This is a genomic window from Streptomyces sp. NPDC007095 (assembly GCF_040634475.1).
Lineage (GTDB): Bacteria > Actinomycetota > Actinomycetes > Streptomycetales > Streptomycetaceae > Streptomyces.
On the sequence record NZ_JBEYFS010000017.1, the window covers coordinates 42,195 to 62,255 of the forward strand.

Below are 20,061 nucleotides of genomic sequence, written 5' to 3' on the forward strand. Positions count from 1 at the left end.
GACGATCAGGTCGTACCGCTCGGCTGGACTCGCTGACGCTCGTAACAGGCGGCCGGCTCCGTGTCTTTGCCGCCCCTACGGCAGCGGCCCAGCCGGACGCAGGGACGCGACCTGACGAACGGTGAAGTTCCGTCCTCAATCACCGAGAACAGGGGTCAACAACGCCTTAGCATCTGTCAGGTGAAGATCAAAGGAATATTCAAAAAGGGCCTGAGACCCGCTGCGGTCACCGCGTATCTGGCGGTGGCCATGCTGGTGGTGTCGGCGGGCACCGCTCAGGCGGACCCCGGCGACAACCCCGGCAAGCTGACCACGATCACCTCGTCCTCGGAGCTGGCGAAGCTCCAACTGGTCGAGCACCGGGTCCCGACGGCCTCTCTCGACAACCTGGCGAGCGAGATGGGCACCTCCCGCGGGGTCGACCAGGTCCTCGCCAGTGCCAACCACCCGATGCGGAACGCGGCGAACTGCAACAGCACCGAGACCGCCGCCCTGCCGGTGAAACCGACCGCTGAGTCCGCGTACTGCTGGGACACCGGTGACGCGGTGACACAGGACTGGCTGCCGCAGTCCGTGACCTCCTCCGGAGACGCGGACAACGACGGCGTGTGGGGCACCAACAAGGTCATCCTGTCCGGGTGGGGCCAGAACGGCACCACCACCACCGACCACATGGGCCGTATCGCCTTCATCGACGCCAACGACCCGAACAACCTCAAGTACCGCTGGGTGCTGCCGGTCATCCCGCTCAACGGCGGCACCGACTACCGCGCGCTCAAGTCCCATATGGGCGGCATGGTCTGGTACCAGGACAAGCTGATCGTCACGTCGTGGGAGAAGGACTCCGACAACAACGTGATGTACATCTTCGACATGAAGCGCATCCTCCAGGCGACCGTAAACAGCTCCGCGGTCGGCAAGGTGAGTGGCGGATGGTCGGCGGACGGCTACCAGTACGTGATGCCGGCCGTCGGCTCCTACAGCCTCGCCGGCGGGGCCTGTAGTTCGACCAACGACGACTCCCTGCCGTGCTTCGGCTCCATCTCGCTGGACCGCAGCAGCGTGCCGGACAGCCTGGTCGCCACCGAGTGGTTCTCCTCCGGCGGCACGGAGCCGGCCCGCATCTGGCGGTACGACTTCGGCTCCGACCCCGGCTACCTCGCCACGGACAGCAGCAGCCACGTGAACGCCTCGGCGGCGTACGAGACGAACGCCGTCGGGCTGCAGGGCGTGCTGTCACACAGCGCCACCAGCGGTGGCACACCGAACTTCTACGTCGACGACGCGCGCGGCGGTGTCGGCCAGCACGGCATCCTGTGGCGGCAGAACGCCAGCGGAGCCACGGCGGCCGCCAACTGCGGGCAGGACATCACGTACGCCTGCTGGGGCCAGCACACCGAGAGCATGTCCTACTGGTGGAGTACGGGCCGGGTGTGGACGCTCACCGAATGGGCGGCCGACAGTGCAGGTCACTGGACAGGAACCGATACCGCGATTCCGCAACGGGTGCTGTTCTCCGTGCCGTTGTCCTCGATAGACAGCTCACTCAGCTGACCGATGTGTGCCCCGGGACTGAGATCCCGGGGCACGCTTCCCGTCACGCGTCACCGTGCGGTTCGCCGAGTTCATCGAGCCGGGCACGGACCCGCTCGGCGTCGGGGTGGGCGAGTTCGGTGAAGAGGGTGAGGGCGCTGCGCCAGGCGGCGCGGGCGGCCTCGTGGTCGCCTGTCGTACGGTGCGTGTCACCGATGCGGACGAGGGTTCCGGCCTCCTCGGACGGTACGCCCAGGTCCCTGAAGATGGTGAGAGCGTTGCGGTAACTGGTGAGTGCCTGCGGGTGGTCGCCGAGGTTGTGGTGGGCGTAGGCGACGCTGTCCCAGGTGGCGGCCTGGCCGATGAGGTCTCCGAGATCCCGCTGAATGGTCAAGGCCTCGAGGCAGTGGCTGAGGGCCTGTTGGTGATCCCCGAGCGTCGCGTGGTCCCAGCCCACCGCGTTGAGGGCGGTTGCCTGCGCGGCCTGTCGACCGGTGGCCCGGAAGAGGTCCAGGGCCAGCTGGTCATGTCGGAGCGCGCCGGGGAGGTCACCGTGCTGCTCGGCCTCCCAGCCGAGGCTCAGGTGGACGTAGGCCCGCCCGACGTCGTCTCCGAGTTCGGTGAAGCGTTCCAGGGCACGGTCGAGGTGGGCACCGGCTTCGTCGCGCAGGCCCAGCCGGCCTTCCACCCGGGCCAGTCCGAGCAGGCCGTGAGCTTCCACGACGGGGTCGGACAGCCGCAGTGCGGCGTCGAGCGCGGTCCGTTGGGCGACCACCCAGTCGTGCCAGTGCCCCTGCCGGTCGAAGAACCGCTCCAGGGACGAGACGAGCAGGCAGACGAGGCGGTCCGAACCGGAGCTCGTGGCCGCGTCGATGACGGCGAGCAGCACCGCGTACTCGGCCGCCAGCCAGGTCAGAGCCGACTCGTCGTCGGCGAGTGGTTCGGGGAGGGTCCCCTCAGGGGGAGGCGGGAGCGGCATCGTGTCCACGTACGGTGCGATCAGCCGACCGGCGGCGTGCGCCGAGTACAGATAGTGCTCGAACAGCCGGTCTACGGCCGCCCGGCACTCGGCCTCGCTGTGCTGGGTGTGCGCCAGTTCGGCGGCGTAGGCGCGGAGCAGGTCGTGGAAGGCGTACCGGCCGGGGACATGCTCGTTGATGAGGTGCACGCGGGAGAGCTCGGTCAGCAGCAGCCGCGCCTTCCGTACCGCGAGCCCGGCCAGGGCGGCAGCGGCCGGTGCGGTGAAATCAGGTCCGGGATGCAGTCCGAGCAGTCGGAAGAGGCGGGCGGCGTCGGGTGAGAGGGCGCGGGAGGACCAGGAGAAGACCGCGCCGACATCGGCCGATGCGTCGGCCTCGATGAAGGCGTCGAGACTGCCATGGGCCTCGCGCAGTTCGGCGGCGATGGCCGACAGCGAGAAGTGCGGGTGGGTGGCCGCGCGGGCGGCGACGCAGGCCAGGGCCAGCGGCAGTCCGGCGCACAGTGCGATGATCTCCGCCACCGCCTCCTGCTCGGCGGCGACCCGCTCGGCCCCCAGACGGCGGATGAGGAGTTCCCGTGCCTCGTCGGTGTCGAGCGGACGCAGGGTGAGGGAGTGGGCCGCATGGGCGGCCACCAGACCGGAGAGCTGGTTCCGGCTGGTGACGATCGTGAGGCAGCCGGGCGTGCCCGGCAGCAGCGGCCGTACGTGATCGGAATCCCGTGCGTTGTCCAGCAGGACGAGGAACCGGCGTCCGGCCAGCATGCTGCGATAGAGCGCGGCCTGGGCGTCCAGACCGTGCGGGACGCGTTCCGGCGGTACTCCCAGCGTGTCCAGAAAACCGCGGATCGCTTCGTCGGGACGCATGATGGCCCCCGACGGGTCGAAGCCCCGCAGATTGACGTAGAGCTGCCCGTCGGGATAGCGGTCCGTGACCCGATGGGCCCAGTGCACGGCGAGCGTGGTCTTGCCGACTCCGGCCATTCCGCCGATGGCACTGATCACCACTGTTTCGGCGGACCGCCCCTGGCTCGACAGCGGTGCGAGGACCTCGTCCAGTTCGGCCCGCCGACCGGTGAACGTCGGCAGATCGAGCGGCAGTTGCGCGGGCACGGGCAGGGGCGCCGCTCGCGGACCGACCAGGTCCGAGGCCGCCGGACCTTCGGCGGTACGCGCCTCGGAGGCCCCGGCTCCGGGCCCGGCCGCCGTTGATGCCGCGTCGCGCAGCACCGCTTGGTGGGCGTCGCGCAGTTCCGGTCCAGGATCGATGCCCAACTCGTCGGCGAGACGGTCCGACACGGTGAGGTATGTGCTGAGCGCCGCTGGCCGCTGGCCGGTGGCCGAGAGAGCGAGAATCAGCCTGGCCATCAGCGGTTCGTCCAACGGGCTGTCGGCAGCGGCCTCTTGGAGCCGGGGGAGGACCACACCCGGCACGCCCGCACGCAGCGCGACATCGGCGGCCTCTTTCACGGTCGCGAGGCGCTCGTCGTCCAGTGAACCGAACGCCGCGTGTGCGCGCGCCTCCACGGGGATCCCGTGGGCGGCCGGCCCCTGCCACAGCGACAACGCCTCGGCGAAGAGATCCACGGCCCGTGCGGGCGCTCCGTCCGAGGCGGCCCGCCGGGCCTCGACCCGCAGCGCACGGAAGCGCAACAGGTCCAGAGAGCCACTGTCGGCCACCAGTCGGTATCCGCCCGTATCCCGGAGGAGCCAGTGGCCCGGTGCCCGGGTCGGAAGGCCGGGCTCCAACAGGCGGCGCAGTGCCCCGACATGCCGGTGGACCACATTGACCGCGGTGTCCGGCGGACGCCGGCCCCACAGGACGTCGACGATCTCACTCATGGAGACGGGTTGACCTGCCCGTACCAACAGCAGGGCCAGCAGCGCCCTCTCCTGCGGACGTCCGAGGTGCAGCTCCGTCCCCGCCCGCCAGACCCGAACCGGTCCGAGTACCGCGAACCGCACCGGTTCCGGTGCCACCTCATGCCCCCTCTGGTCTTCCACCCCGGCGTTCACCCTACGTCACGCCGCTGGGACGCCTACCCGAAGGACGACCGACTTACGGCAATGTCCTGGAGGCTTCCGGCATCAGGTGAATTCCGCGCCCGACGATGCCGTCAGTCCTCCGTCGGCAGCCGGCATCCGTGCAGGCCCACCGGTACGCGCACCGGGATCCGTACGTGCGCCACCGGCCCCGCCTCCGGTTCCTGCGCCGCGTACAGAAGAAGTCCGGTAGCCCTGATCCTCCGACGGGTCACCCGGCACCGGTGCGAACACCGGTTCCCCGACCGAGAGGTTCCCCGCAGCCCACGAGCCCGCGGCGCCCTGGGTGTCCTACCAGCGCAACGCGTCGAATTCGCCTGAGAGGAGTTCCGCACCAGGGGTACGCGCTGCCCGCGCGCAGCGGCTGTGGCGGCGGCCGATCAGGCGGTCGTCGACGCGCGGGAACTCCACGTGGGAGTCGTCGAGCAGGGTGCGCCGCATGGTCCCGGCGGCCGGATCGATCACGGCTAGGGCCAGACCGCTGCCGTCCTCCCTGTCGGCCGCACGTCCCGAGCCCGACGTCTTGAGTCACGGAGTGCCAACCGGGGCCATTGTATGTAGTCGAGCCTCACCGTCGGGTCCGGTCCGTCCGCCTCACCGGGCCGGCCTGGCGAGGCGTACGCGTTGACGGTGTGCCACAGCCAGAAGGCCTCGTCCTCGGCCCAGCGCACCGGCCCTCCGTCCCGTGGAACGAGCGCCACCCGTGTGCCGCGCTCGGGGCGCCAGGCGGTGAAACGGGCCACCGCTCATGGCGGCCGGCAGATCGAGGAAGGCCGGTGCGAGGACGAGCACCAGGAAGCGGCTCGTCAACGCCATGTCGTGGACCATCATGGGTTCGTCGACCCCGGCCACGACGGTGGGGCCGTGCCGCATCGTTCCATCGGGTCCGGTGATCGACCAGGTCAGCCACGGCGGTTCGAGGCCGTAGCAGAAGACCGCCATCTCGCCGGTGAGCGGGTCGATCTTCGGATGCGTCGTGATGCCGGAGGGCAGTGCGCCGCCGAAGGTCTCCTTGCCGAGAGTGTCCAGATCCGGGCTCACCCGGAAGGGGCAGGCGGATTCGGCCAGGGCGAGGATCCTGCCACCGTGTCTGACGACGTCGATGTCGGGCAGGTTCTTGAACGTGTCGGCCAGATCGGGGCTCACGTCCGCCGGACCCGGCATGATCATCGATTCCAGTCCTGCCCGCAGGGCTCGTCCGACCTTCTCCTCGGCGAGCCCGGCGGGTGTGCGCACGAACCGGTTGCGGCAGGGCGCTTCGCCCTGGGAGATCCACACCCCGTGCAGCATGCCGTCGCCGTCGAGCGGATAGAGGTAGGAGCCGATGGGGCTGAACCGTGGATCGGGGCCGTTGAGCAGGTACAGCCCGTCCAGGTCGTTCGGCAGGCGCCCTCCGGACCTCCAGGCCGATGACGTCGACCTCTTCGGTGACCGGGGCGAAGGAGCCCATGAGGTGCGCGACGCCGGTGGGGTCCAACGTGGTGGGTGGGTGCGAGGTCATGGTGAGTCCCGGTGCGGAGCGAGCGAATTGTCCCGGCGCCGACGGGCAGTCAGCCGTCATCGTTCAGTCGAACGCCGAGGTCTGCCGCCTGCAAACGGAGTGCCGAACAGATACCGGGGGACTTCCGCAGCGGATGCGGCGGGGTCGGGCCGGTCGCAGCATGAGAACCAGAGATCCTCGCCTCAGCGCCCGGCCGGGGGTTTCCTCGCGCTCTCGGTTTCCGACATGGAGGCGCCGTCCGTGGAGGTGTCCGATGGCTCAACCCGATGCGAATCGAGGACGCGGAGCGACGGGGAGCGGCGAGTCTCCGCAGTCCGCAGTGTCGTCGTCCGGAATGCAGGCGGCGGATGCGCAGGCCGATGCGTCCAGCCGCGAAGCCCCGCGCACCAACAGTGTCTTCCTCGGTTTCGCCCCCTGGATCATCTTCGACGTGGTGGCGAGCCCCAGTACGTGGAAGTACGCCGCACTGGCCGCGCTCATCGCTGCCCTTGTGCTCAATGTGCCCGAACTGCGGCGCGGGAGCTTCAAGATTCTGGAGGCGGCGAGTCTGGTGTTCTTCGCCGTCATCTTCGTACTCGGGCTCGTGGTGGACCGCCAGGACCTGATGTGGTTGGAAACCTACGCGCAGACGTTGTCCAACGGAGTGATCGCCGTCGTGGCACTCGGCTCCCTCGCCTTCACACCGTTCACCGAGCAGTACGCACGTGAGTCGGTGCCCCGCAGGTACTGGGACTCACCGCTGTTCCGGCGAACCAACCGGATCCTGACGGCGATGTGGGGCGGGGTGTTCCTGGCCACGGCCCTGCTGGGACTGCTCGCACTGCACGTGAAGTCGGGGTCGGACTGGCTCAACTGGGTCATCCCGATCGCCTTGCTGGTCGCGGCGATCCGCTTCACGAAGTGGTACCCGGCACATGTCAGGACGCAGGCGACGGGCTGACCCGAGAGGTAAAGCAATCGTATGGTCTAGTCCAAAAGTTATCTGGTCTAGGCCAATCTATTGGCATGGACGCAACACCTGCAGGAAGCTGGGGCGACTCTCCCCACTCCCTGGAGGCACGCAGTGAGACGTCTTCGCGCATGTCTGGGCGCGGCGGCCGCCGTCGGACTCGCCGCAGCGGGCACGACCGCACTGGTCGCGGGCAGCGCTTCCGGCGCGACCTCCGCACTCAGCAACCGCTGGTACGCCGCGGCTCCCTACCTGATGCCGCTCGACAACGACCCCCCGGACCCGGCCGCCATCATGGACGCCACCGGCCTCAAGGCGTTCCAGCTCGCCTTCGTCCTCGCCCCCAACGGCGGCGGCTGCAGCCCCACATGGGGCGGTACGGCCGCGGTCTCCTCGGACACCGCCGTCCAGTCGGTCGTCAACACCATCCGTGCCAAGGGCGGCGACGTCTCCGTCTCCATCGGCGGTTACGGCGGTACCAAGCTCGGCCAGGTGTGCTCGGACGCGGCTGCCACGGCGGCGGCCTACCAGCAGGTCATCACCAAGTACGGACTGCACGCCATCGACTTCGACCTCGAAGAGCCGGAGTACGAGAACACGGCGGCCATCAAGAACGAGATCGGCGCCGCAAAGCTCCTCCAGCAGAACAACCCCGGACTCTACGTCTCCGTCACCACCGCCGGCACCGCCGACGGCACCGGCTGGTTCGGCAAGCAGATGCTGCTGGAGGCGAAGTCACAGGGTTTCACCCCGAACAACTTTTCCATCATGCCGTTCGACGGCGGCTTCAACGGCGCGGCCTCGCAGACCAGCGCGCTGACCAACTTCAACCAGATCCTGCAGTCCACCTTCGGATGGGACCAGGCGACCGCCTACGCCCACGAAGGTTTCTCCGGGATGAACGGGCGCAGCGACACCGGCGAGTACTTCACACAGGCCGACTTCCAGACCGTGCTGGACTACGCCACCAGCCACAACATGGACCGCTTCACGTTCTGGTCCCTCAACCGTGACCGCCAGTGCACCCCGGCCGACAACGGTGGCCGGACCTCGGGCACGTGCTCCAGCGTGGCGCAGAACTCCGGGGACTTCGCCAAGTACTCGGTGAAGTTCGCCGGGGACACGCCGCCCTCCTCGACTCCCACCCCGACGCCGACGCCGACGCCCACGCCCCCGGGCACCGGGTGCAAGCCGGCCTGGAGCTCGACCGCGGTCTACACCGTCGGCAACGAGGTGTCGTACAACAGCCACAACTGGAAGGCCAAGTGGTGGACTCAGAACGAGACTCCCGTGGCCTCCGAGTGGGGTGTCTGGCAGGACGAGGGCGCCTGCTGACGATCTGACCGCCTGACCGTTTGCCGGACCGGTTGGGCGGGGCCCTTGAGGTGCCCCGCCCAACCGGCGCCGGACGTGCGCCGACCCTTCAGAGGGTCGAAAATGGGCAGAGGCCCGGTCGTCGAGGACACGCGGCGCCTGCCGAGAGGAACGTCGCCATGCGCGGACAGCCGCCATCGCCGTCAGGGGCCGTCCGCGGTGCACGTACCGGTGTGGGTGGCGAGCACGTATGACGCCTGGGCCGGGCGGTGGCGTGATCGTACGACGGTCGATCCAGGTCACCTGCTCGGCGAGCGTCGGCTTCTACACGTTCCTCTACGGCCTTCAGCAACCCGTGGCGGCGCTGTACGCACTGTTCACACCGATCGCGCTCGGCCTGCTGTCCACCATTCCAGGGACGGGCCGGCAGCAGGCATGGATCACGTTGCGGACCCTGCCGTTCGGAGTGGTTCTGGTCGCGCTGGGCACAGCACTCGCGGTGAGCACGGCGGCCGCCGTGGCAGGCATGCTGATCGTCGGATTCCTTTTGACTTTCACTGTGGTGGCCGGACCGCGTACGGCGGGTCCAGCCCCCGGTCTCCAACTTCTCTACATCCTCGCCTGCTTCCCGCCGTACGCTCCTCAGACGCTGGGCGCACGGCTGACGGGCGTGACCGTGGGCGTCGTACTCCTCACCCTGTGCCAGGTGTTCGTGCTGTCCGGTCCACCTGCCACTGGCTTCCGGATCCTGCTCGCCGACGCGCTGGAGACGGCCGCCGCGGCAGCGGCCGATCCGGCCCGCGTCTCCGTCGCGAGGCTGCGTGATCTCAGCGAGGGGATGCGGCTGTCGCAGGTTTCCCCAGGTGAGCGCCCGACCGGCCCGGGGCGCCGGGACCGGGCCCTGGCACAGGCGGGAGCCGCGGTCCGCCGGGTCGTGGACCAACTGGCGTCGCGGAGCGCGACGTCCGTGTCTCCTGGCGCAGCGCCGCGCGCGGATGGACCGTCCGCCGCGCTCCGTGAACGCGTCGCGCGGACGTGCAAGGACACGGGTGCGGCCCTGCGTGCCGGTGAGCGTCCACCGACGGCCGACGCGCTCGACAGCGCGATCCGCCAGTTCCAGGCGGAACGGATCCGCTGTGCGGCCGAGCCGGAGGAACCGGGCGCGGACACCGGCGTCCTGCGGCGACAGGCGACGGAACTGACACTGGCCGAGTCGACGTGGATCGCGGTGACCGCCCTGGGTGTCTCTGCCGCCGGGCGCAGAACCTCGCCTCTCCCGCCCCGCGAACTCTTCTGGTACGCCGACCTGCCCACGACGCATCTGTGGGCGCGGCGCATCGCAGGCAACGCGACGCATCGCTCGGTGTGGTTCCAGAACGCCGTACGGGTCGCGTGCGGCCTCGCCATCGCCCGTCTTGTCGCGGGCACCCTCGACCTCGCGCACGGATTCTGGGTCCTCCTCGCGGTCCTCACGCTGGGGCGCACCACGGTCGGCGCCACCTGGCGGGCCGTGCGCCAGGCCATGGTCGGCAACCTGGTGGGGGCTGTCGCGGCAGGTGCGCTGCTCATCGCCCTCGGCCGACATCTGGACGCGTACGCCGTCCTGCTCGTGCCGGGCATGCTCATCGCCTTCGCTCTGGGCCCACGGCTCGGAGTCGCCTACGCGCAGGGGCTTTTCACGCTGGTGGTCTCCCTCGCCTTCGCCCAGATCACTCCGACCTCCTGGCGGCTGTCGGAAGCCCGCATCGTCGATGTCGTCACCGGCAGTGTCATCGGCCTGCTGTGCGGGCTGCTGGCCTGGCCGGCGGGGGCACGCAGGGAGGTGCACCGCACCATGGCGAGCCTGCTGCGCTCGTGCGGGGCGCTGATACCTGCCACGGCCGAAGCGCTCCTGGCCGCGCCCGTACCGTCTCCGCCCGCGACGTTGCCGACCCTGCGTCATCTGCGTCTGGCGGAGTCCGCCTATGCGCAGTACCGCAGCGAGCCACCCACCGCCTGGGAGGGCGCCCAGGCCGACTGGCACGGGGTGCTCATCGTGGCGTACCACACGGTGCTCGGCGCCCAGCGGCTTCCTTGCTTCGAAGCGCCCCTGACCGATGTGCCGCCGGATGCGAGCACATGGGTCCGCAGGACGGCCGCAGAGCTGACGACGGACGCCGACCGCATCGCCACGTACTTCACCACCAACCAACGCCCCGCGCCGGGCCTGAGTCCCCCTGGCCCACCGCTGCCGGAGCACCACCCGGCCCTGCCCGCACTCATCGATCTCGAAGTGTGGTTGACCGACATCGACCGCCAGCTCGCCCGCATCGAGGACTCCGTCGGACCCAAGGACTGAGCCCGACGGGCCTTTCATGACGCCGGGCGGCATGAACCCTGGGAGAGCCGCGCCTTCGGCATGGCTGTCACCCTCTACGAGGCAGGCGCCTTCACCTGGCCCCAGTTCCAGGCCGCGCTCGCTCCCCTCGGTTGTGAGCCACCTCTGATCCGGCTCTGATCAAGCCACCGCAGGCAACACGGTCGGTCTGGCGGTTCCGGGAACGGCCTACGCCGCCAACAAGTACGTGCAGCTCAAGGTCTGCAGCGGGTCCACCGAGACGGTGAAGTTCTACTTCGTCGGCGAGAACCAGTACGGCGACTGGGGCGGCTCGAGGTTCTGGGAGATCGCCCCGAAGGGTTGCACCTTGGCGGAAGGCTACTGGTGGATAGCCGGGCAGTCGGTCGAGTTCCACCACCGCAAGCCCAGCACCGGATGGAGGTGGGAACCCCGGCTCATTTCGGCGAACGACACCAGCAACGGCGCCACGTACCAGCTCCACATCGGCTGAGAGCAGTCCCATGCCCATGCACCGGTCCGTGGGCCGCCACGCGCGGCCCGCGGATCCGTCAGGTCAGTCGACACGGGTGAGTGGTGGGCATTCCCATACCGCGTCCACGACCTCGCGGTGCGGACGGTACATGCGCAGGATCACGAACCAGGTGCCGCTCTGGGGCGTGGGCAGCCAGTTGGCCTCACGGTCCCCTCCCGGTGATGTGGACTGCAGATGGAGGGTCAGACCGCCGTCAGGGTCCATGACGAGCCCGGGCGTGCGGTCCCCTGCCGAGTAGCGGCCGGCCGGGTTGGGGATCAGGTTCATGTCGTCGCCGTACGCGGACAGGGACCAGAAGGCATCGACGGGTGGCATCGCGCCCGCGCCGAAACGCAGCGCATAGCGGCCGGACGACAGCTTGTTCCCGTCCGCGTCGTCGTAGTTGAGCAGATAGACGGCCTCGTCGGGATCGTTGGCCATGATGCCCGCCAACGACTGGTCGGCGGCGCGCTTGACGAAGTCGTCGCCGAAGCGGCCCATCTGCGGTGGCGGATAACGCCAACCGTTCACCACATGTGCCCACTCACCGCTGAGCATCTGCTGTTTGAGCATCGGCGTACCGACAGCCGCGGCCCGGATGAGGTTCTGTCTGACCGCCTCAGGCTGGGCCTCGACGTCGAGACCGGGACCGATGCCGACCTCTGCGAACTGCTTGAGCAGGATCGCGTGGTGCGCCGGTGGCGGGTTCTCGGCCAGCATGGCGTTGAGCGTCTTCCACGGGCCGAGGGGATCCTGCGCGGGGTCCACCGGCGCCGGCACCTCATGGCTCGACGGGAGCCGCGCCGGGTCAGCGGGCCCGCCGCCCCTGTCGAAGAAGCTGAGCGGAGTGAGCCGGTACTGGGCTTGGAGCGTCTGTACGTTCGGCACGTCGTCCTCGCCGTCGACCAGCGTCCTGCCGAGGATCAGGATCCACGGGCTCGGCGCGGTCGCGACACGGCGCACACCATCGGGAAGCTGCCCGCTCCAGTCCGGACCGACGACCGCGAAATGGCCGGCCTTGGATCCCGTGGTCCGCTGGCCTATGTAGTCGAAGTTGTCGGAGGTGATGCCCATCAGCTCGAAGGAGAAGTAGCGGTCACCCATGTCCGGGTGCGAGAGAATGATCGGCTCACTGCGCAGATCCACCCACGCGGTCGAGTACAGGGTGTCGTTGTTGGGGCAACCACCGTCCCGGTACGAGGCGTCCAGCAGCCGTTGCGCGTGCCAGAAATGGTTGACCGCCGCATACGGCACCGTCGCTGGGTCACGCAACTGGGTCACCCACTGGTGACGCAGCCGGGCGTTGTAGATGTACGGAAAACCGTAGACGAATGCCTGCTCACCCAACGTGTAGGCGTACTCCCCACGCCAGTCACGCACTCGTCCGGTCAGGATGGGTGCCACCGCCTGCCGCACCAGTGGCAGCGCCTGAGGCAGATGCCGGAACCGGTCCACCACGGCCTGGGGATGCCGTACGGCATCCGCAGCGGCCCGACCCGCGGCGCTCGCTGCCCGGTGGATGGTGGCCGTGACGCCTGCGGCATCGTCGTGCGTCCGCCGCGGCGGACGATGATGTGTGGCTTCGGACATGATCATGTCCTCCCCGTCGTGGATACCTCGTGGGAAAGCCTCTGCACCACTTCTCACCATAGGACTCATCCGGAGTCGCGCCAACGCGGCGGAGATGTCAGACGCGGTCGGCCGCGATGAGCAGGTACTGGAAGCTGCCGTTCTCGTAGGCGCTCAGGAACGTTTCCTCGATGCCGGTGACCAGGTGCTCGGCCTGCTTGCGGAGTTCCCAGTAGGGGATGGTTGCGGCGGTCAGGTCCTGGACGTGGACGGGTACGAGGCGGTTGCGGGCCATGGCGCGGAAGTACTCCGACCGTGGGTGGATGTCGCAGATGTAGTGGGCGTTGATGAGAGACACCTCCCGGGAGGCCCGCCCGTAGGCGTCGTTGTAGCAGCCGGCGATCGTCACGTAGCGTCCGCCGCGGCGCAGCAGCCTTGCGTGCTGGGCGAACAGCAGGCCCAGCTCGACATACATGGTGGACTCGTTGTTCCAGGAGGCCGCATACGCGCCGGAGGGAAAGCCGGTGTCGAGCATGTTCCGGTGGTGGTAGCGGACCTTGTCGTCGATGTGCCGTTCGCGGGCCTGGGCATTGGCGAAGTCGGCCTGTTTCCTCGAGATCGTGACGCCGTCGGTGTGGCATCCGTACCGCAGATGGGCCGCCACACTTCCGCCGCCGCGCCCGCAGTCGGCGTCGAAGACGCGGTCGGCGGGGGAGAGGGGGCCGAGATGGGAGGCGAGGAGGTCGGCCTGTGCCTGTTCCAGACGGTGCCGCTCGGAGGTGATCCGGTCACGGCGCTCGGCAGCGTCGTCCCCGCCCCTGTTTCCGCCCTCGTCCCGGTCTCCGTCGAGCACGGACCAGTCGACGTCCCCGATGCCGTAGTGGTGGTGGTGGAGGTCGTCGATCTTTCCGAGTTCGAGGTTGACCGGGTTCTCCTCGGCGTTCCAGCAGTCCGCGACGCGGGTCTGGTACGTCGACTGGCAGGTGGCCTGGGTCGGCATCGGCGCTGCCGTGGTGCCGGCATCGGTGATGGGCAAAGGTGACTCCTTGTGACGCGGTGGGCGACGGGCCGGACGGCGGGGCGTTACCAGTAGTTCGGCAGGTGGTAGCGGTGGGTGTTGGTGGCGTGCCATTCGTGGTTACCGGACACCCAGGCGGCCAGGCCCCTGGCGTAGCGCTCGACGAGAGGCGAGGTGGCGGACAGGGTCGCCGCCTCCTCCTCGAACGCCTCCATGATCTGGTTGTGGATCTCGACGGCCTTCAGATAGGCGGCCTTCAGCCCGCACCGTTCGTCGGCGGCGATGACCTGAGGCAGATTGAGATGGCTGGGATCATTGGCCAGTTCCTTGGTGAAGGAGTACAGGTCGTTGACGAGCGTGGTCGCGTTGCCGGCGAGCGCGGTGATCCGCTGGATCTCGGGCCGGACGTAGAAGGCCTCGGGCAGTTCGTAGCCGTCCACGGCGTCGACGATCGACAGGCAGGGGCGGAAGTTGTTGAACTGCCGCATCATCAGGTACTCCCAGACCGGTGGCACGTACCGGATCTCGGACCAGGCGGCCTCACCGAGATAGCCCAGATGCAGCCGGGCGAGATCGTGCACCAGCCGGTCGGTCTGGCTGGGAGTGGCGAAGACGGCGTAGTCCTTGAGGGCCCCGTGGTACGAGCGCAGCGGCCCGTCGGCCTGTACGCCGCGCCGCCACCGCGCTTCCAGTTCGGGAGTGGAGTGGAAGGGGTCGAGCGCGGACTGGGCCCTGATCAGCCTGCCGCCGAGCCCGCGCGATGAGCCGCCTTTGTCCTCGTCCTCCTCGCAGTAGCAGTTGTCGACGAGGTTCTCGGCCAGCAGCAGCTTGCCGGCCACGGTGAGGCGTTCGAGGTCGGCCGCGCCCGGATGCTGGAGTACGACGGCCCGGCCGAACTGGAACCCTGCGAAGTCCCCCGTCCATGCCTTGGGGAACGCGTCGAGCCGACGGACCCAGGCCTCCAGCCTGCGGTCGACCTCCGCTGCCTTCCCCGGGTCCGCGGGGGCGGCGGGTCGGTGGCGCAGCCCGGGGATCGCCCCGCTCCGCCGTGCGGCGTGGGTTCACGGAGGCGGTGGAGGGTGAAGACGGATTCCGGGGAGATGGACGCCAGGACAGCAACCTCGTGACCGTCCGGGCAGTTGGGCAGCGCGTGCCCCATGTCAAGCGAAACAGTCAGCGGTGACGGTCGGAACCGCGTGAAAGGGGCGCATTCGTGTCCTCGATGTGGGCATCCCTCGCGGGAGGCGGACCGGTCACGAGGGCGCGCTCCCACGCCGGCCGCCGGGTCCCGTGCCACCGGCGCGAGGGTGTACGCACGCCTCAGCTGCGCGTTCCTCTTGATCAGGTGGCCCCGCTCGAATGATCAAAAGGGCGTCGAGCTACCATCTGAGCGCCACCTAGCTCGAAAGATGAATCTGTGACTGTCAATGACGACTCGTTCACCAACTGGAACAACCGCGAGGAGATCGCGGAGTCGATGATCCCGATCATCGGGAAGCTGCACCGCGAGCGGGACGTCACGGTCCTGCTGCACAGCCGTTCCCTGGTGAACAAGTCAGTGGTGAGCATCCTCAAGACCCACCGCTTCGCCCGGCAGATCGCCGGTGAGGAACTTTCGGTCATCCAGACGCTGCCGTTCCTGCAGGCTCTCACCACGCTCGATCTCGGGCCGTCGCAGATCGACATCGGCATGCTCGCCGCGACCTACAAGTCCGACGACCGTGGTCTGTCGGTGACGGAGTTCACCGCCGAGGCCGTGGCCGGCGCCACGGGCGTCAACAAGATCGAGCGCCAGGAGCCGCGCGACGTCGTCCTCTACGGGTTCGGCCGCATCGGCCGCCTCGTCGCCCGCCTGCTCATCGAGAAGGCCGGATCCGGCAACGGGCTGCGGCTGCGTGCCGTCGTCGTCCGCAAGGGTGCCGGCCAGGACATCGTCAAGCGCGCCTCGCTGCTGCGGCGTGACTCCATTCACGGCCAGTTCCGGGGCACGATCACCGTCGACGAGGCGAACAGCAAGATCGTCGCCAACGGCAACGAGATCAAGGTGATCTACTCCGACGACCCGCTGTCGGTGGACTACACGGCGTACGGCATCAAGGACGCCATCCTCATCGACAACACCGGCAGGTGGCGTGACCGCGAGGGCCTGTCCCAGCACCTCCGCCCCGGCATCGCCAAGGTCGTCCTGACCGCACCGGGCAAGGGCGACGTTCCCAACATCGTCCACGGCGTCAACCACGACACGATCAAGCCGGACGAGCAGATCATGTCCTGCGCCTCCTGCACCACCAACGCGATCGTCCCGCCGCTGAAGGCGATGGCGGACGAGTACGGCGTTCTGCGCGGCCATGTGGAGACCGTCCACTCGTTCACCAACGACCAGAACCTGCTGGACAACTACCACAACTCCGACCGCCGCGGTCGTTCGGCGCCGCTCAACATGGTCATCACCGAGACCGGTGCCGCCTCCGCCGTCGCCAAGGCGCTGCCCGACCTCAAGGCGAAGATCACCGGCAGCTCCATCCGCGTCCCGGTTCCGGACGTCTCGATCGCCATCCTCAACCTGCAGCTCGCCCGCGAGACCACACGCGAGGAAGTCCTCGACCACCTCCGCGATGTCTCGCTGACCTCGCCGCTCAAGCGCCAGATCGACTTCATCAGCGCCCCCGATGCGGTCTCGAGCGACTTCATCGGCTCGCGTCATGCCTCGATCGTCGACGCCGGCGCGACCAAGGTCGAAGGCGACAACGCGATCCTCTACCTGTGGTACGATAACGAGTTCGGCTACTCCTGCCAGGTCGTCCGTGTCGTCCAGCACGTCTCCGGCGTGGAATACCCGACCTACCCGGCCCCGGCGGCCTGATCGAGGCAGTCTCTCCCGATCGGCATCCGGTCGCCTCCACTCCCACCGTGCCCCGGCCGTCTTCCGACCGCCGGGGCACGGTGGGTTACTCGCGTTACGCCGAGAGCCCCTTGCTGATGCGGTCCAGCATGAACGCGGAGGATTCCTTGGCGCGTTCCTCCCAGGCGAAGACGCACGCGGTGGCGACGCCGTCGAAGTTCAGTTCCCGGAGCGTGCCGAAGAAGGCGTCCCAGCCGACCTCGCCCTGGCCGATGTCGAGGTGCTGGTGGATACGGGCGGTGGTGCCGGGCGGGTTGAGGATGTAGCGCAGGCCGGACGATCCCTTGTGGTTGAAGGAGTCGGCGATGTGCACGTGCCGGAGCTTGTCGCCGGCGTAGCGCATCATCGCCGCGATGTCCGCGCCGACGTCCGAGGCTCCGGAGAGGTGGAAGGAGTGAGGGGCGCAGTAGAGGTAGTTCACCCAGGGCTTGTTGATCGCGCGGACGAGATCGACGGCGGGGGTGTTCTCCTCGCAGAAGTCGTCCGGGTGGGCCTCCAGGTTGAGCGCGATGCCCTCGCGCTCGAACAGTGGCAGCAGCTCCTCCAGAGAGCGCCAGAACGCGGCCTCGCTCTCGGCGGCTCGGTCGGGGCGGCCGTTGAACTCCGAGTTCGTCAACGGGCATTCGAGGTCTGCGGTGATCTCGATCATCCGCTTCCAGTAGCGGACGGCGGCCTGCCGCTCGTTCTCGTCGGGCGAGGACCACTTGTACAGGGGCAGTACGGAGGAGAGCTTGACGCCGTGCGTGCGCAGCGAGGCCTTGAGCTGGGAGACGCGCTCGTCGTCCGCCCGTGGGTGCACGAAGAACGGCATGAAGTCGTCTCGCGGGGACAACTCGATGTACTGGTAGCCGAGTTCGGCGACCGTGCGCACCATGTCGTCGATGGGCAGGGAGCGGAACATGTAGGGGTCGAGGGCGATCTTCATGCGGCGCCTCCGTAAAGGGTGGGGCGGGGCTTCATGTCCACGGTGACGACGGTGCCCTCGGACTCCAGGGACCGGACGGCGGCGTCGGTGACGACCGTGGCGGCGTAGCCGTCCCAGGCGGACGGGCCGGTGGGCTCGCTGCCGGTCCCGACGGTCGCGACCCATTCGCGGAACTCGGTGTCGAAGGCGTCGGCGAAACGCACCTTCCAGTCCTGTGCCACGGTGGTGCCGTGGTGTCCGGCGGTGCGGACGCCGACAGCGGCCGGGTCGGGCAGCCGGACCAGTCCCTCCTCGCCGACGGTCTCGCACTGGACGTCGTAGCCGTACCGGCAGTTGACGAAGACCTCCAGGTCGATGCGGACCCCGTTCGCGGTCTCGAAGAGCATGATCTGCGGGTCCTTGAGGTGCGCGAACCGCTTGCCGGTGGCGCGTGGGGTGATCACCTGGGCGGAGACGATCTCGTCGTCGAGCAGCCAGCGCAGGACGTCGATCTCGTGCACGGCCGTGTCCTGCGCGGCCATCGCGGAGGTGTAGGACTCCGGCACGGTCGGGTTGCGGTGGGCGCAGTGCACGATCAGCGGGGCGCCGATCGCTCCGGAGGCGAGGACCTCCTTCATCTGGCGGTAGCCCGTGTCGAAGCGGCGCATGAAACCGACCTGGACGAGCCGGCGGCCGTGGGCGCGTTCGGCCTCGACGATACGCAGACAGTCCTCGGCGGTCGTGGCGAGGGGCTTCTCGCAGAACACCGGCTTACCGGCCGCGACGGCGTTCAGGACGTGCTCGGCATGGGTGGGGCCCCAGGAGGTGACGAGAACGGCGTCCACATCTGGGGAGGCGATCAGTTCGGCACCGGTCGGCAGGGCGGTTGCGCCGACGCGGGCGGCAACCTCGGTGGCGCGGGCCTGGTCTATGTCGCTCACCGCGCTCACGCGTGCGCCGGTGACGGCCTCGGTGAGTCGTCGTATGTGGTCCTGGCCGATCATTCCGGCACCGATGACACCTACACGTACGGTCATGGTCGTTTCCTTCAGGAGAGGGGTCGGGAGAAGCGCGTCCGGAGTTCGGCTTCGAGGGTTTCGAGGGTGCGGCCCCTGGTCTCGGGGACGTAGCGCTTGACGAAAGCGAGCGAGAGGACACCCGCCGCCACGAAGAGGAAGAAGGTGTTGGAGATCCCGATCCCGTCGACCAGGGACGGGAAGACCAAGCCGATCGCGAAGTTGGTCAGCCACAGCACCACGGCCGCGACGCCCATCCCGAAGCCGCGCATCCGCATCGGGAAGATCTCCGACAGCATCAGCCACGTCACCGGCGAGATCGCGCCCTGCTGGAAGGCGAGGAAGGTGACGGTCATCGCCAGCACGGCGAACGCCCGGCCCGTGCCTTCCGGCAACGCCAGGGAGAACACACCGATCAGCAGCAGGGCGGTGGTTGTTCCGATCTGACCGCTCATCAGCATGGGCCGCCGGTTGACGCGGCCCAGGAGCCAGATGCCGACGAAGGTGGCCAGCACCGAGATCACACCGTTGGCGATGTTCGCCGTCAGGGCGCTGTCCGAGGTGAAGCCGGCGTCGGTGAGGATCTGAGTGCCGTAGTACATGATCGTGTTGACGCCGGTGATCTGCTGCACGACCGCGATGCCGAAGCCGATGAACATCAGTCGGCGCACCCAGGGAGTGGCCTTCATATCGCGCCAGCCGCCGAGCTTCTCCTGTTCGTCCTTGACGGCGAGCGCGGACACCTCGCGCAGTTCGGCCCGGGCCCGGGCCTCGGACCTGACCTGCTTGAGCACCTCGAAGGCCTCGTTGAAGCGGCTCTGGGAAGCCAGCCAGCGGGGGCTGTCCGGCATGACCAGCATGCCGAACCAGAGCACGACGGCCGGGACCGTGGCGATCACGAGCATCCAGCGCCAGACACCGCCGGAATCACCACCCACGTCGGCGATGACCGCGTTGGAGGTGAAGGCGAGCAACTGACCGCTGACGAGCATGAGTTCGTTGCTGGTGACCAGTGCGCCGCGTCGCTCCGCCGGTGAGACCTCCGCGAGGTAGACGGGCACGGTCACCGACGCGCCGCCGACCGCGAGGCCGAGTACGAACCGGGCGAGCACCATGACCGCGGTGGTCGGTGCGAGGGTGCAGCCGAGCGCGCCGATGAAGAAGACCACGGCGAGGGTGAGGACCGTACGGCGGCGTCCGCGCGCGTCCGACAGCCGACCGCCGGTGATCGCCCCGAGTGCGGCGCCCAGCAGCAGCGAGCTGGTGACCATGCCCTCGGTGACCGGGGTCAGTCCCAGGTCGTCGGTCATGTAGGGCAGGGCACCGTTGATGACGCCGGTGTCGTAGCCGAAGAGGAGTCCGCCGAAGGTGGCGATGACGGTGATGAGCCGCAGCCGCCGGGAGACGGATGGCGGGGCGTGGTCCGTGATGCTGGTGGCTGGGGCGGAGACATGGGGCGCGTCGTCCCTGACGTCCATGGCTGC

At 68.7% G+C, this 20,061-nt stretch carries 16 protein-coding genes; 6 read left to right on the forward strand and 10 right to left on the reverse strand.

What is annotated here, in order from left to right:
- Window positions 1–180 precede the first annotated feature (180 nt).
- On the forward strand, window positions 181–1,554 hold the full coding sequence (locus ABZ656_RS08680; RefSeq protein WP_360265861.1) for a hypothetical protein: 1,374 nt from the start codon (window positions 181–183) through the stop codon (window positions 1,552–1,554).
- A 43-nt stretch (window positions 1,555–1,597) separates the two neighbouring features.
- Here the strand turns inward: ABZ656_RS08680 and ABZ656_RS08685 are convergent, their stop codons facing one another.
- The 4 genes from ABZ656_RS08685 to ABZ656_RS08700 form a co-directional block, all read right to left on the reverse strand.
- A complete protein-coding gene (locus ABZ656_RS08685; RefSeq protein WP_101406718.1) occupies window positions 1,598–4,492 on the reverse strand; it encodes a BTAD domain-containing putative transcriptional regulator in 2,895 nt (964 codons plus the stop codon).
- 354 nt (window positions 4,493–4,846) lie between these two features.
- On the reverse strand, window positions 4,847–5,020 hold the full coding sequence (locus ABZ656_RS08690; RefSeq protein WP_360265864.1) for a hypothetical protein: 174 nt from the start codon (window positions 5,018–5,020) through the stop codon (window positions 4,847–4,849).
- A gap of 2 nt (window positions 5,021–5,022) precedes the next feature.
- Window positions 5,023–5,256, reverse strand: a complete 234-nt coding sequence (locus ABZ656_RS08695; RefSeq protein ID WP_360265867.1) for a hypothetical protein — start codon at window positions 5,254–5,256, stop codon at window positions 5,023–5,025.
- Window positions 5,150–5,941 carry a carotenoid oxygenase family protein gene (locus tag ABZ656_RS08700; RefSeq protein ID WP_360265919.1) on the reverse strand — a complete coding sequence of 264 codons (792 nt, stop codon included), beginning with the start codon at window positions 5,939–5,941 and terminating at the stop codon, window positions 5,150–5,152. The genes ABZ656_RS08695 and ABZ656_RS08700 overlap by 107 nt, the downstream gene beginning before the upstream one ends.
- 449 nt (window positions 5,942–6,390) lie before the next feature.
- On the opposite strand from ABZ656_RS08700, the gene ABZ656_RS08705 reads away from it, so the two are divergent.
- From ABZ656_RS08705 to ABZ656_RS08720, 4 genes are all read left to right on the forward strand, one after another.
- On the forward strand, window positions 6,391–6,996 hold the full coding sequence (locus ABZ656_RS08705; protein WP_101406717.1) for a hypothetical protein: 606 nt from the start codon (window positions 6,391–6,393) through the stop codon (window positions 6,994–6,996).
- A gap of 123 nt (window positions 6,997–7,119) precedes the next feature.
- Window positions 7,120–8,340, forward strand: a complete 1,221-nt coding sequence (locus ABZ656_RS08710; RefSeq protein WP_360265870.1) for a carbohydrate-binding protein — start codon at window positions 7,120–7,122, stop codon at window positions 8,338–8,340.
- A gap of 253 nt (window positions 8,341–8,593) precedes the next feature.
- Window positions 8,594–10,657 carry an FUSC family protein gene (locus ABZ656_RS08715; RefSeq protein ID WP_360265873.1) on the forward strand — a complete coding sequence of 688 codons (2,064 nt, stop codon included), beginning with the start codon at window positions 8,594–8,596 and terminating at the stop codon, window positions 10,655–10,657.
- Window positions 10,658–10,883: 226 nt separating this feature from the next.
- Window positions 10,884–11,147 (forward strand): hypothetical protein, encoded by a 264-nt coding sequence (locus ABZ656_RS08720; protein ID WP_180362644.1) that lies wholly within the window; start codon window positions 10,884–10,886, stop codon window positions 11,145–11,147.
- 63 nt (window positions 11,148–11,210) lie between these two features.
- On the opposite strand, the gene ABZ656_RS08725 is transcribed toward ABZ656_RS08720, so the two are convergent.
- The 3 genes from ABZ656_RS08725 to ABZ656_RS08735 form a co-directional block, all read right to left on the reverse strand.
- Window positions 11,211–12,758, reverse strand: coding sequence for a DUF1254 domain-containing protein (locus ABZ656_RS08725; protein WP_360265876.1), 1,548 nt, complete (start codon window positions 12,756–12,758; stop codon window positions 11,211–11,213).
- Window positions 12,759–12,855: 97 nt separating this feature from the next.
- Entirely contained in the window at window positions 12,856–13,737 is an 882-nt protein-coding gene (locus ABZ656_RS08730) for a geranyl diphosphate 2-C-methyltransferase (RefSeq protein ID WP_360265922.1), read from the reverse strand.
- An 83-nt stretch (window positions 13,738–13,820) separates the two neighbouring features.
- Entirely contained in the window at window positions 13,821–14,789 is a 969-nt protein-coding gene (locus ABZ656_RS08735; RefSeq protein WP_360265925.1) for a family 2 encapsulin nanocompartment cargo protein terpene cyclase, read from the reverse strand.
- 383 nt (window positions 14,790–15,172) lie between these two features.
- On the opposite strand from ABZ656_RS08735, the gene ABZ656_RS08740 reads away from it, so the two are divergent.
- Window positions 15,173–16,618, forward strand: a complete 1,446-nt coding sequence (locus tag ABZ656_RS08740; RefSeq protein WP_101406713.1) for a glyceraldehyde-3-phosphate dehydrogenase — start codon at window positions 15,173–15,175, stop codon at window positions 16,616–16,618.
- Between the two features lie 94 nt (window positions 16,619–16,712).
- On the opposite strand, the gene ABZ656_RS08745 is transcribed toward ABZ656_RS08740, so the two are convergent.
- The 3 genes from ABZ656_RS08745 to ABZ656_RS08755 are packed head-to-tail and all read right to left on the reverse strand — an operon-like array spanning window position 16,713 to window position 20,055.
- Complete coding sequence (locus ABZ656_RS08745; RefSeq protein ID WP_360265880.1) at window positions 16,713–17,582, reverse strand: sugar phosphate isomerase/epimerase; 870 nt, start codon at window positions 17,580–17,582, stop codon at window positions 16,713–16,715.
- Complete coding sequence (locus ABZ656_RS08750) at window positions 17,579–18,598, reverse strand: Gfo/Idh/MocA family oxidoreductase (RefSeq protein ID WP_360265883.1); 1,020 nt, start codon at window positions 18,596–18,598, stop codon at window positions 17,579–17,581. Before ABZ656_RS08750 ends, ABZ656_RS08745 begins: the two co-directional genes overlap by 4 nt.
- A gap of 11 nt (window positions 18,599–18,609) precedes the next feature.
- Window positions 18,610–20,055 (reverse strand): sugar porter family MFS transporter, encoded by a 1,446-nt coding sequence (locus ABZ656_RS08755; RefSeq protein ID WP_360265886.1) that lies wholly within the window; start codon window positions 20,053–20,055, stop codon window positions 18,610–18,612.
- Window positions 20,056–20,061 lie beyond the last annotated feature (6 nt).

What these genes read in the sequence shown, in the direction of transcription:
- ABZ656_RS08755 (WP_360265886.1), bottom strand. Translation starts at nt 20,055, where the DNA reads ATGGACGTCAGGGACGACGCGCCCCATGTCTCCGCCCCAGCCACCAGC.
- ABZ656_RS08750 (WP_360265883.1), bottom strand. Translation starts at nt 18,598, where the DNA reads ATGACCGTACGTGTAGGTGTCATCGGTGCCGGAATGATCGGCCAGGAC.
- ABZ656_RS08745 (WP_360265880.1), bottom strand. Translation starts at nt 17,582, where the DNA reads ATGAAGATCGCCCTCGACCCCTACATGTTCCGCTCCCTGCCCATCGAC.
- ABZ656_RS08725 (WP_360265876.1), bottom strand. Translation starts at nt 12,758, where the DNA reads ATGTCCGAAGCCACACATCATCGTCCGCCGCGGCGGACGCACGACGAT.
- ABZ656_RS08730 (WP_360265922.1), bottom strand. Translation starts at nt 13,737, where the DNA reads ATGCCGACCCAGGCCACCTGCCAGTCGACGTACCAGACCCGCGTCGCG.
- ABZ656_RS08705 (WP_101406717.1), top strand. Translation starts at nt 6,391, where the DNA reads ATGCAGGCGGCGGATGCGCAGGCCGATGCGTCCAGCCGCGAAGCCCCG.